Origin of the sequence: Streptomyces sp. NBC_00237 (assembly GCF_026342435.1) — a bacterium.
Lineage (GTDB): Bacteria > Actinomycetota > Actinomycetes > Streptomycetales > Streptomycetaceae > Streptomyces.
The window spans coordinates 1,155,606-1,167,500 of the sequence record NZ_JAPEMT010000001.1; the positions used below are offsets into that span (position 1 = coordinate 1,155,606).

Below are 11,895 nucleotides of genomic sequence, written 5' to 3' on the forward strand. Positions count from 1 at the left end.
CTCACCCGCACAGTCGGAACCCCCGTCAGAACAGGGGCACCAGCACTGGTGCCCCGCACCCACCCGGGAGCCTCACTCCTGCCCGTACCGAGGATCCACCGACTCCGGCGCCAGCCCCAGCAACTCCGCCACCTGCTCCACCACCACCTCGTGCACCAGCAGCGCCCGCTCGTCCCGACTCTTCGTACGGATCTCCACCGGCCGCCGGTAAACCACCACACACGCGGGACGCCCGTCCGCGCCAGGCACCACCCCACCGAGCGGCACGGGCTCGTCCGACCACTCCTCGGCGCCGTCCCCCCCGCCCGCCCGCGGCACGTCGAGCACCAGGAACTCGACCTCGGCCAGCTGCGGCCAACGCCGCTCCAGCCGTTCCACCGAGTCGTGCACGAGATCGCCGAAGACCTCCGCCCTGCTGGCGGAGAGCGGCACCTGGGGCGGCGCGACGGGGCCGCGCATGCCGCGCCCGTGGCGGTCCCGCCTGCGCGGCCGGGGGCCCGTGGGCAGCGGCTGAGCGGCCTGCGGGCCGGGTGCGTGCGGATCGGGGGAGCGGGGCGGTCCGAAACTGTCCATCACTGACGCAGCGTAGCCCTCCGCGGAGCACGGTGATCCAGCTCCCGTCCGGGTACTCCGACTGTCGCAGAATGATCATTCCAGCCAATTACGGGCTCGTTTTCGCACCCGTATACGACCGCGTCCCCCACCGAAGTCGACGCCTTTCCTCCCCGACAAGGACCGCCACAGGGCCCGGCCACCCCCACCCCGGCCACTCTCCCCGCAGGTCAGAACCCCCCTCCCGGCAATACCCGCGCCAGCCGCCCGAGAACGACACGGTGGGGTGACGTCGGGAGAGAGTCGTCGCGGCCCGTTCAAGAGTGCGGTAGCGTCCCACCTCGTGAGCCCTGTACGTCGCTGTTCGCGCACTGCGTGCGGTCGCCCTGCCGTCGCGACACTGACGTACGTCTACGCGGACTCGACCGCAGTCCTCGGTCCGCTCGCCACCTACGCCGAGCCCCACTGCTACGACCTGTGCGCCGAGCACTCCGACCGCCTGACCGCACCCCGCGGCTGGGACGTCGTGCGTCTCACCGACGGCTCCGCACCGGCCCGGCCCAGCGGCGACGACCTCGAAGCCCTCGCCAACGCGGTCCGCGAGGCCGCCAGGCCGCACGACCGCCCCGCCGACCCCGACGCCAACAGTGCGCGCACGGCGAACCCGGCCTCCCCCTCCGCCGCCCGCCGAGGCCACCTGCGGGTGCTCCGCTCGCCCGAGTAGGCACCGCCGCCGGTCCCGCTCCTTCGGCCCAGCCCATAGGAACGTCGCCGTACGCATACCTACGGGTAGTTTGGGTCGTCCGAACAGGACTTTCCGGAGGGGTGGCCCGTGGCTGCAGATCTGTCACAGCTCGTGAAGGCGTACGACGTACGCGGAGTGGTCCCCGACCAGTGGGACGAGCGCCTCGCCGCACTCTTCGGAGCAGCTTTCGTGCAGGTCACCGGCGCGGACGCGATCGCCGTCGGCCATGACATGCGCCCCTCGTCACCCGGCCTCGCGCGTGCTTTCGCCGAGGGCGCGGCGGCCCTCGGCGCGGACGTCACCGAGATCGGCCTCTGTTCGACCGACCAGCTCTACTACGCGTCGGGCGCCCTCGACATCCCGGGCGCGATGTTCACCGCCTCGCACAACCCGGCCCAGTACAACGGCATCAAGATGTGCCGTGCGGGCGCCGCCCCGGTCGGCCAGGACACCGGCCTCGCCGAGATCCGCACCCTCGTCGAGCAGTGGTCCGAGACCGGAGCCCCCACCCCCAGCGCGACGCCGGGAACCCTCACCTCCCGCGACACGTTGGACGACTACGCGGCGCACCTCCTCTCCCTCGTCGACCTCTCCTCGATGCGCCCCCTCAAGGTCGTCGTCGACGCGGGCAACGGCATGGGCGGCCACACGGTCCCCACCGTCTTCGCCTCCCTCCCCATCACCCTCATTCCCCTCTACTTCGAACTCGACGGCACCTTCCCCAACCACGAGGCGAACCCGCTCGACCCGAAGAACATCGTCGACCTCCAGGCCCGCGTGCTCGCCGAGGGCGCCGACCTCGGCCTCGCCTTCGACGGCGACGCCGACCGCTGCTTCGTCGTCGACGAGAACGGCAAGGGCGTGTCCCCTTCCGCCATCACCGCTCTCGTCGCCGCCCGCGAACTGGCGCGCAACGGCGGCCACGGCACCGTGATCCACAACCTGATCACCTCCTGGTCCGTCCCCGAAGTCGTCCGCGAACACGGCGGAACCCCCGTCCGCACCCGCGTCGGCCACTCGTTCATCAAGGCCGAGATGGCCACCCACAACGCCATCTTCGGCGGCGAACACTCGGCCCACTACTACTTCAAGGACTTCTGGAACGCGGACACGGGCATGCTCGCCGCCCTCCACGTCCTGTCCGCCCTCGGCAGTCGGCCCACCCCCCTCTCCGCCCTCCTGGCGTCCTACGACCGCTACACCGGCTCCGGCGAAATCAACTCGACGGTCGCCGACCAGTCCGCCAGCACCGCAGCCGTCGCGGCCGCCTTCGCCTCCCACCCCGACGCCACCGTCGACCACCTCGACGGCCTCACCGTCACCACCCCCGACTGGTGGTTCAACCTCCGCGCCTCCAACACGGAACCCCTCCTCCGCCTCAACGTGGAAGCCCGCGACGAACCCACCATGCTCAAGATCCGCGACAACGTCCTCTCCCTCCTCCACCCCTAACCCCGCCCACCCCCCTCCGCCCAGCCCCCTCGGGCTCCGCCCGCCTTGCCCCCTCGGGCTCCGCCTCGCCGAGCCTCCTTGGGCTCCGCCTCGCCTAGCCCCCTTGGGCTCCGCTTCCGCCGAGCCTCCTTGGGCTCCGCCTCGCCTAGCCCCCTCGGGCTCCGCTTCCGCCTAGCCTCCTTGGGCGGCGGGGCCGCCCCCCCGGGGGCGGAACGGGCGGGCAAGGGGGCGGCCCCCTCCGCTCCGGGCCCACCCCGGAGCACCCCCGCCCCACCCCGAGGGCCCGCACCCACTCACCACCGCGCCTGCGGAGCCCCCACCCCAAGGGCCCCCACCCCCACCCCACCCCAGCGATAAGCTGACACAGCCCGACCGAGCCCCGCCAAACCCCCCGAAGGGACCACCCCCATGCCACTCGAAGCCGGCCTCCTGGAGATCCTCGCCTGCCCGGCCTGCCACTCCCCCCTGAGCGACGAGTCGGCAGCGGACTCCCCGGAACTGATCTGCACCAGCAAGGACTGCGGCCTCGCCTACCCCGTCCGGGACGGCATCCCGGTCCTCCTCGTCGACGAGGCCCGCCGCCCCTCCTGATCCGTTACGTTCCAAGCCCGGCCGCCCCAGGACCACCCGGCCGGGCCAGAGCTCCCCAACCCCAAGCCCCACCCCCCCCACGCCCTCCACGCAAGGCCCGAGTCCTCACCCGCCCCAGGCGATCGGAGGCCCCACCCCATGCTCGACGACTCCCTGCTCGACAACCCGGAAGCGCTGGCCCGCACCGACCACCGCGGCCTCCTCCGAGGAGCCGCCGAGGCCGGAGCCCGGGTCCGCACCGCCATCCGGCACGCCACCGAAGCCGGCCTCGCCGACCTCAAGCCCGACGGCCGCCCCCGCGCCGTACTGATCGCGGGCCCCGGCGTCGCCGCCACAGGCGTGGCAGACCTGCTGGCCTCCCTCGCAGGCGCCAGCTGCCCGGTCACGAGCCTCCTCCCGACCGGCGTCGCCCCCGCCGCAGGCGCCCTGCGCTGGGCCCTTCCCGGCTGGGCGGGCTCCGTCGACCTCCTCCTCATCGTCACCACGGACGGCACCGAACCCGGCCTCGCCCTCCTCGCCGAACAGGCTTACCGCCGAGGCTGCACCGTTGTCGCCGTCGCCCCGCCCCGCTCCCCGCTGAGCGAGACCCTCACCACCGCGCACGGCCTCCTCGTCCCTCTGGCCACCGCACCGTACGAAGAGACGAACGACGGCTCCAGTGCGGCCCCCGGCCCCCTCTGGGCCCTCCTCACCCCGCTCCTCGTCCTCCTGGACCGCGTCGGTCTCCTCTCCGCGCCCCTCACCACCCTCCAACTCGTCGCCGACCGCCTCGACCGCACCGCCGAACGCTGCGGCCCCGCGATCGTGACCCACAGCAACCCCGCCAAGACCCTCGCCTCAGAACTCGCCGCATCGCTCCCGCTCGTCTGGACCGAAGGCAGCCTCGCGGGTCCGGTCGGCCGCCGCTTCGCCGCAGTCCTCGCCGAACTCGCCGGCCGCCCGGCCCTCGCCGCCGAACTGCCCGGAGCCCTGCCCGCCCACGGCATGCTGCTCACCGGCGCGTACACGGCCGGGGCCGACTCGGACGACTTCTTCCGCGACCGGCTGGACGACCCGCAGCCCCTGCGCCCCCGCGTGGTCCTCCTCCGCGACCGCCCCACCGGCGGCCTCTCCGCGGCCCCCGCCGCCCGCGAACTGGCCCTGGGCCACGACACGCCCCTCAGCGAGCTCGAACCCCAAGAGGGCAGCGACCTGGAAAGCCTCGCCGAACTCCTCGCCGTCACCGACTTCGCGACCGCCTACCTCACCCTCGCCACCGCCTCACCTCCCTCCGACTGACACCGCTTCGACTTCTCTCCCCGTACCGCTCGAACCCCTCTCTTCTCTTCTCCTCCACGGACTCGTTGCCAGGACTTCCCTGCTGCTCCCGAGGATCGAGTCCGACCCACGGCCCCGGACCGGAAAGAGCCACCATGGATCGCCTCGCCAACACCGTGCGCCCCTACGCCTGGGGTTCCGTGACCGCCATCCCGGAACTCCTCGGCACCGAGCCCACCGGCGAACCGCAGGCCGAACTCTGGATGGGTGCCCACCCCGGCGCACCCTCCCGTCTCGCCCGCCCCGCCCCCGGCACGGACGCTGCCACGACCGGCCGAGCCCAGGACCAGGACGTGGGCTCCCCGGAGCTGAGGGCGCTCTCCGACGTCATCGCCACCGACCCCGAGGGCGAGCTCGGTCCGGCAGCGGTCGAGAAGTTCGGCCCGCGGCTGCCGTTCCTCTTCAAGGTGCTCGCCGCCGGAGCACCGCTCTCGTTGCAGGTCCACCCGAACCTCGCCCAGGCGCAGGAGGGGTACGCCGACGAAGAACGACGCCAAGTCCCGATCGACGCCCCCGACCGCAACTACAAGGACGCCAACCACAAACCCGAACTCATCTGCGCTCTCACCGAGTTCAACGGTCTGTGCGGCTTCCGAGTTCCCACGGAATCGGCCGATTTCTTCGACGCCCTCGGCGTCGACTCCCTCAAGCCGTACGCCGACCTCCTGCGCGCCCACCCCGAAGAAGCCGCACTCCGCGAAGCCCTCACCGCCATCCTCACCGCGGACCGCACCGAAACGGCAGCCACCGTCACCGCGACCGCCGCAGCTGCCTCCCGCCTGGCCTCCGACCCCACCACCCCGCCCGCCGAGGCGGCGGCCCACGCGGCGTACGCCTCCCTCGCCCACCACTTCCCCGGCGACCCCGGCGTCCTCGCCGCGATCCTCCTCAACCACGTACGACTCCAGCCCGGCGAAGCCCTCTTCCTCGGCGCCGGAGTTCCCCACGCCTACATCGACGGACTCGGCGTGGAGATCATGGCCAACTCCGACAACGTCCTCCGCAGCGGCCTCACCCCCAAACACGTCGACGTCCCCGAACTCCTGCGCGTCGTCCGCTTCGAGGCCACCGACCCCGGCGTCCTCCGCCCCGAAGCCACCGCCGACGGCGAAGAGCTCTACGCGACCCCGATCGACGAGTTCCGCCTCTCCCGCTACGTCCTCCCCGAAGGCGCGGCCCCGATCCACCTTCCCCACGGCGCACCGCAGATCCTCCTCTGCACCGCCGGCACCCCGGCCGCGGGCGACCTGCCCCTCACTCCCGGCGGGTCCGTCTTCGTACCGGCAGGTGAAAAGACCGAACTGTCCGGCCCCGGTACGGTATTCCGCGCCACCGTGGTCGTCTGACGAACCAGCAGCCTCCGCAGCCCCGCCAAGCTGCAACAATGTGCCGCCACACCCACCGCGGCGCTCGGGCCGCAGCACCCAGGACATCCAGGAAGGAACCCTGCACCCATGAGCGCGTCAGGCGGCACCAAGGCAATCGTGGCGGCACTCGCAGCCAACCTCGCGATCGCCGTAGCAAAGTTCGTGGCGTTCCTCTTCAGCGGCTCGTCCTCGATGCTCGCGGAGAGCGTCCACTCGCTCGCCGACTCCGGCAACCAGGGCCTGCTCCTGCTCGGCGGCAAGAAGGCCAAGCGCGAAGCCACCCCGGAACACCCCTTCGGCTACGGCCGCGAGCGCTACATCTACGCCTTCCTCGTCTCCATCGTCCTGTTCACCGTCGGTGGCATGTTCGCCATCTACGAGGGCTACGAGAAGATCCACGAGCCGCACGCGATCGAAGCCTGGTACTGGCCGGTCGGCGTCCTCGTCTTCGCCATCATCGCCGAGAGCTTCTCGTTCCGGACGGCCATCAAGGAGTCCAACCACACCCGCGGCAGCCAGTCCTGGAAGGACTTCATCCGCCGCGCCAAGGCCCCGGAACTCCCCGTCGTCCTCCTCGAAGACCTCGGCGCCCTGGTCGGCCTGGTCCTCGCCCTCGGCGGCGTCGGCATGGCACTCCTGACCGGCAACGGCGTCTGGGACGGCATCGGCACCCTCTGCATCGGCATCCTGCTGATCATCATCGCGATCGTTCTCGCCGCCGAGACCAAGTCACTCCTGCTCGGCGAGGCCGCCGGCACCGACGAGGTCGACAAGATCAAGGCCGCGATCGTCGACGGTGACACCGTCACCCGCGTCATCCACATGCGCACGCTCCACCTCGGCCCCGAGGAACTCCTCGTCGCCGCCAAGGTCGCCGTCCAGCACGACGACACGGCCGCCGAGGTGGCCGCCGCGATCAACGCCGCCGAGGAACGCATCCGCGCCGCCGTCCCGATCGCCCGCGTCATCTACCTGGAGCCCGACATCTACAGCGAGTCCGCGGCCGCCGCAGGCGACAACCCGGCCCGCACACCCGGCGGCCCCACCCCGGACAAGACCCTCTGACCGAAATCCTGTTCCGCCCGCTGAAGGCCCCGCCGCTCCGGCGCGGGCCTTCAGCCGTTTCCCGACCGTACGTTTTCGGCCCCGCCACCCGCGTCACACGGCCCGCACGGCACCTCCGCGACCAGCACCGGACGCTCCAGGGGGCCTCGAACATCCCGAAATGCCCTGCCCCGCAACGTGACTTCCGCCGAGCCGGACTCCAGGGGCGGACTGGGGCCCGCTGGGCCGATCGGTGTAAGTTCGTAACCCTAGCCAGACGTCGCTGCTGATGGCGGTCGGGCGGTCCGCAGGACCGGCCGAGGGAGAGAGGGCCTCCGACGGACTGCGCTGCGAGTGCTCGGGCATTCGTATGCCCGACGCCGCAGATCAGCCGCAACCGCCTCGAACCACCTCACGAGGAGCAGCACTTCATGACGACTGTCGCCACCGGCCAGGACTTCAAGGTCGCCGACCTCTCCCTCGCCGCCTTCGGCCGCAAGGAGATCACTCTCGCCGAGCACGAGATGCCCGGCCTGATGTCGATCCGTAAGGAGTACGCCGCCACCCAGCCCCTCGCTGGCGCCCGGGTCACCGGCTCCCTCCACATGACCGTCCAGACCGCGGTCCTCATCGAGACCCTGGTCGCCCTCGGCGCCGAGGTCCGCTGGGCCTCCTGCAACATCTTCTCCACCCAGGACCACGCCGCCGCCGCCATCGCGGTCGGCCCGAACGGCACCCCCGAGGCCCCGCAGGGCGTCCCGGTCTTCGCCTGGAAGGGCGAGACCCTGGAGGAGTACTGGTGGTGCACGGAGCAGGCCCTGACCTGGCCGAACACCCCCACCGGCGGCCCGAACATGATCCTGGACGACGGTGGCGACGCCACCCTCCTCGTCCACAAGGGCGTCGAGTTCGAGAAGGCCGGCGCCGCCCCGGACCCCTCCACCGCGGACTCCGAGGAGTACGCCCACATCCTCACGCTCCTCAACCGCACCCTCGGTGAGAGCCCCCAGAAGTGGACCCAGCTCGCCTCCGAGATCCGTGGCGTGACCGAGGAGACCACCACCGGCGTCCACCGCCTGTACGAGATGCACCGGGACCAGACCCTCCTCTTCCCGGCCATCAACGTGAACGACGCCGTCACCAAGTCGAAGTTCGACAACAAGTACGGCTGCCGCCACTCCCTCATCGACGGCATCAACCGCGCCACCGACGTCCTCATCGGCGGCAAGGTCGCAGTCGTCTTCGGCTACGGCGACGTCGGCAAGGGCTGCGCCGAGTCCCTCCGCGGCCAGGGCGCCCGCGTCATCGTCACCGAGATCGACCCCATCTGCGCCCTCCAGGCCGCGATGGACGGCTACCAGGTCGCCACCCTCGACGACGTCGTCGAGACGGCCGACATCTTCATCACCACGACCGGCAACAAGGACATCATCATGGCCGCCGACATGGCCAAGATGAAGCACCAGGCCATCGTCGGGAACATCGGCCACTTCGACAACGAGATCGACATGGCCGGCCTGGCCAAGACCCCTGGCATCGTCAAGGACGAGGTCAAGCCCCAGGTGCACACCTGGAAGTTCCCCGACGGCAAGGTCCTGATCGTCCTGTCCGAGGGGCGTCTCCTGAACCTGGGCAACGCCACCGGCCACCCGTCCTTCGTGATGTCCAACTCCTTCGCGGACCAGACCCTCGCCCAGATCGAGCTGTTCACCAAGCCGGAGGAGTACCCGACCGACGTCTACGTGCTCCCCAAGCACCTCGACGAGAAGGTCGCCCGCCTCCACCTCGACGCCCTCGGCGTCAGGCTGACGACCCTCCGCAAGGAGCAGGCCGACTACATCGGCGTCCCGGTCGAGGGCCCGTACAAGCCGGACCACTACCGCTACTGATCCGACCGGCACCACGCCGTTCCCCAGCAGCAGACAGCCCAGCTGTCCCGCAGGCCCCCGGTACTGGCTACCGGGGGCCTGCCCCGTCCCGGAACCCCTCGCGCACCCGGACCCCAGGCCCGGGCACGTCGACCTCCGGCCCCTCACGCTCACGCCCCGGACGACAGGCCCCCCGTACGATCCGACGTGCCGACACCCGGCCCAAGCCCCCGACCCCTGAACCCTGACCCCGCCACCGGATTCCGTACGACCGGCGGCCCGTCCGAAACCCGACCCGACGCGCCCGACGACCTGCGCGTCCCCGACGCACTTGCCCCCGCACGCCCGCGCCCCCGCAGGGCCAAGCCCTCAAGAGACCCGAAGGACCCGAAGCACCCCATGCCCCGCGGCCGGTATTCGCTCCACGATCCCCATGACCACACCCCTCTCGGCGAAGAACACTTCCACTGCGCGCCCGGCCCCTCCGGCTGGCGCTACGTCTCCCAGACCACCACCCCTTCCGGCGACCACGCCGGCTCCGTCGACCTCGCCCTCGACGACCTCGGCCGCCCCATCCGCCTCGAACTCCACGCTTCGAGCTGGCAGGTCCGGGGTGCCGCCCTGGACGGCGTCACCTGGGTCCGTACCGACCCGACCGGAGTTCACGCCACCGAAGGCAATGTGCGCGCCCACGCCTTCACCGGCACTTCCCCGGCATTCCTGGTCGCTCTCACCCGTCTCCTGCGCCTCACCCCCACTTCCCCCGCCACTCGCGTCCGCCTGGTCGCCTTCACAGACCCGGTCCTGGCACCACGTACGCTCGACCAGTCCTGGTCCTTGGTGAAAAGCGAAGCACACGCCACTGACAACGGCCCCCTGATGGTGGACGAGTACCAGGTCAACGCCCTGGACACCGGTGAACAACACCAGATCCACATCGCGGGCGACGTCGTCCTCTCGGCCCCCGGGATCGAACTGGAACACCTGGAAACCCCGCCCTCGGTCTTCCCCACCGAACCGACGGACCCGGACGCCGCAGCCTTCTAGTGTGATGCGCCGGAAAACTGAGGTGTAAGTGGCTAGGGTGTTTTCATGTCGCCGGGGCCTCTTGCTGTTGAAGTTGTGCTGTCTGTTGGTGAGTTGGCTGAGCTGACCCGCTGGGCAGGCGGGGCGGAGGGGCCCCGTCTGGCTGAGCGGGCCCAGATTGTACTTGCGTGTGCGCAGGGGCTGCCGACAGTGCAGGTGGCGGCGAAACTCGGTGTGGCGGCGGATACGGCCCGCAAGTGGCGTTCGCGGTTCGCCGCCCGGCGCATCGCCGGGCTGGCGGACGCGCCGCGGCCGGGGCGGCGCAAGCCGGAGCTGGTGCTGTCCGGGGTCGAGCGCGCGGAGCTGACGCGCTGGGCCAGGCGGGCGAAGACCGCGCAGTTCCTGGCGTTGCGCGCGAAGATCGTGCTGCGGTGTGTGGAGGAGGGCACGAACAAGGAGATCGCCGCCGAACTCGGTGTCGCGCACGCGACGGTCAACCGATGGCGGTCGAGATTCATCCGCCTGCGGCTGGACGGGCTGACCGATGAGCCGCGTCCCGGCCGGCCGCCCTCCATCCTCCTGGACCAGGTCGAGGAGGTGCTCACCGCGACCCTGGAATCCACCCCGGGCAAGGACACCCACTGGTCGCGGGCGTCGATGGCCCGGCATTCCGGCCTGTCGAAATCGACGATCGGACGGATCTGGAAGAAGTTCGACCTCAAACCGCACCTCCAGGACGCGTTCAAGCTCTCCACCGACCCGCAGTTCGCCGCCAAGGTCGTCGACGTCGTCGGCCTGTACCACCACCCGCCCGAGAAGGCGGTCGTGCTGTGCGTGGACGAGAAGTCCCAGATACAGGCGCTGGACCGCTCCCAGCCCGTGCTGCCGATGATGCCGGGCATGCCCGAGCGCCGTACCCACGACTACTACCGGCACGGCATCACCAGCCTGTTCGCCGCCTTCAACATCGCCGACGGCACCGTCATCTCGGCACTGCACCGCCGCCACCGGGCCATCGAGTTCAAGAAGTTCCTGACCCGGATCGACAAGGCGGTGCCCGCCGGACTCGACGTGCACCTGGTATGCGACAACTACGCCACCCACAACACCGCCGAGATCAGGACCTGGCTCGGCAAACACCCCCGCTTCCACGTCCACTTCACCCCCACCGGCTCCTCCTGGATGAACCAGGTCGAGCGTTGGTTCGGCCTGCTGACCGACAAGCTCATCCGCCGCGGCGTCCACACCTCGGTGAAGGCCCTGGAGGACGACATCCGCGCCTGGATCGGCACCTGGAACGAGAACCCGCAGCCCTTCACCTGGACCAAGACCGCCGACGAGATCCTCAACTCCCTCGCCGACTACCTCACGAAGATCGCACCACCCCACACCAGGACTACCTAGCCACTTACACCTCAGTTTTCCGGCGCATCACACTAGCCGGGCGGCGCGAAACCGGTAGCCGCAGGCTTCCCGCTCTCCCCTCCCCCCGAGGCCCTTCCCGTCGACGCCGACGTCGACGCAGCCCCCGGCCCCCCGGCCTCCGCCCCACCAGGACCAACCGGCTCCGAGCCCCGAGCCGCCCCCAGGCCCCGCGCATTCCACGAACCGCTTCCTGCCCCAGTAGTCCCGGCAGCCCCACTTCCCGCTCCCGGCATGCTCACCTCCGGCGACCCAACCGCCGCCGCCATCGCCGCCCCCGGAGCGCTCAGCGCCCGCTGCACGTCCCGCATCTGCCGCTCCTGCACCACAGCAGCCAAGTAGGCCGCCGCTGGCACCTCCTGAGGCACGGCCACCCCGGTGCAAGCCGCCAGATCCCCGGCCAGTCGCCCCGCCATGGCCGCCCCGACCTGCGGGTCCAACTGCTGCATACGCGTCAGGTACTGCCGTACGGCAAGCCACAATCCGTCCGGCACCCGCGACAGATCCAACC

The 11,895-nt window shown here is 70.9% G+C and carries 11 protein-coding genes (1 of these 11 cut by a window edge); 9 read left to right on the top strand and 2 right to left on the bottom strand.

What is annotated here, in order from left to right:
• Nucleotides 1-72 precede the first annotated feature (72 nt).
• Complete coding sequence (locus OG897_RS05025) at nucleotides 73-459, bottom strand: metallopeptidase family protein (protein ID WP_266656576.1); 387 nt, start codon at nucleotides 457-459, stop codon at nucleotides 73-75.
• Between the two features lie 436 nt (nucleotides 460-895).
• Between OG897_RS05025 and OG897_RS05030 the strand changes: the two genes are divergently transcribed.
• From OG897_RS05030 to OG897_RS05070, 9 genes are all read left to right on the top strand, one after another.
• On the top strand, nucleotides 896-1,276 hold the full coding sequence (locus tag OG897_RS05030; protein ID WP_266653201.1) for a DUF3499 domain-containing protein: 381 nt from the start codon (nucleotides 896-898) through the stop codon (nucleotides 1,274-1,276).
• 108 nt (nucleotides 1,277-1,384) lie between these two features.
• Nucleotides 1,385-2,749: a phosphomannomutase/phosphoglucomutase gene (locus OG897_RS05035; protein ID WP_266653203.1), complete on the top strand. Its 1,365-nt coding sequence runs from the start codon at nucleotides 1,385-1,387 to the stop codon at nucleotides 2,747-2,749.
• 408 nt (nucleotides 2,750-3,157) lie between these two features.
• Nucleotides 3,158-3,340, top strand: coding sequence for a Trm112 family protein (locus OG897_RS05040; protein ID WP_266653205.1), 183 nt, complete (start codon nucleotides 3,158-3,160; stop codon nucleotides 3,338-3,340).
• Between the two features lie 138 nt (nucleotides 3,341-3,478).
• A complete protein-coding gene (locus OG897_RS05045; protein ID WP_266653207.1) occupies nucleotides 3,479-4,618 on the top strand; it encodes an SIS domain-containing protein in 1,140 nt (379 codons plus the stop codon).
• A gap of 134 nt (nucleotides 4,619-4,752) precedes the next feature.
• Nucleotides 4,753-6,003 (top strand): mannose-6-phosphate isomerase, class I, encoded by a 1,251-nt coding sequence (gene manA / locus OG897_RS05050; protein ID WP_266653209.1) that lies wholly within the window; start codon nucleotides 4,753-4,755, stop codon nucleotides 6,001-6,003.
• Between the two features lie 108 nt (nucleotides 6,004-6,111).
• The gene (locus OG897_RS05055) at nucleotides 6,112-7,089 is read left to right on the top strand and encodes a cation diffusion facilitator family transporter (protein WP_266653211.1); all 978 of its coding nucleotides are present in this window, start codon (nucleotides 6,112-6,114) and stop codon (nucleotides 7,087-7,089) included.
• Between the two features lie 410 nt (nucleotides 7,090-7,499).
• Complete coding sequence (ahcY, locus tag OG897_RS05060; protein ID WP_266653213.1) at nucleotides 7,500-8,957, top strand: adenosylhomocysteinase; 1,458 nt, start codon at nucleotides 7,500-7,502, stop codon at nucleotides 8,955-8,957.
• Between the two features lie 378 nt (nucleotides 8,958-9,335).
• Nucleotides 9,336-9,983 (top strand): hypothetical protein, encoded by a 648-nt coding sequence (locus OG897_RS05065; protein WP_266653215.1) that lies wholly within the window; start codon nucleotides 9,336-9,338, stop codon nucleotides 9,981-9,983.
• A 45-nt stretch (nucleotides 9,984-10,028) separates the two neighbouring features.
• Nucleotides 10,029-11,366 carry an IS630 family transposase gene (locus tag OG897_RS05070; RefSeq protein ID WP_266653217.1) on the top strand — a complete coding sequence of 446 codons (1,338 nt, stop codon included), beginning with the start codon at nucleotides 10,029-10,031 and terminating at the stop codon, nucleotides 11,364-11,366.
• Nucleotides 11,367-11,398: 32 nt separating this feature from the next.
• Here OG897_RS05070 and OG897_RS05075 read toward each other — a convergent pair whose 3' ends face one another.
• Nucleotides 11,399-11,895 carry the 3' end of an RDD family protein gene (locus OG897_RS05075; protein WP_266653218.1) on the bottom strand. It continues 517 nt past the right edge of the window, so only the last 497 of its 1,014 coding nucleotides appear in the window; its start codon lies off the right edge, out of view — the gene reads right to left on this strand; the stop codon is at nucleotides 11,399-11,401.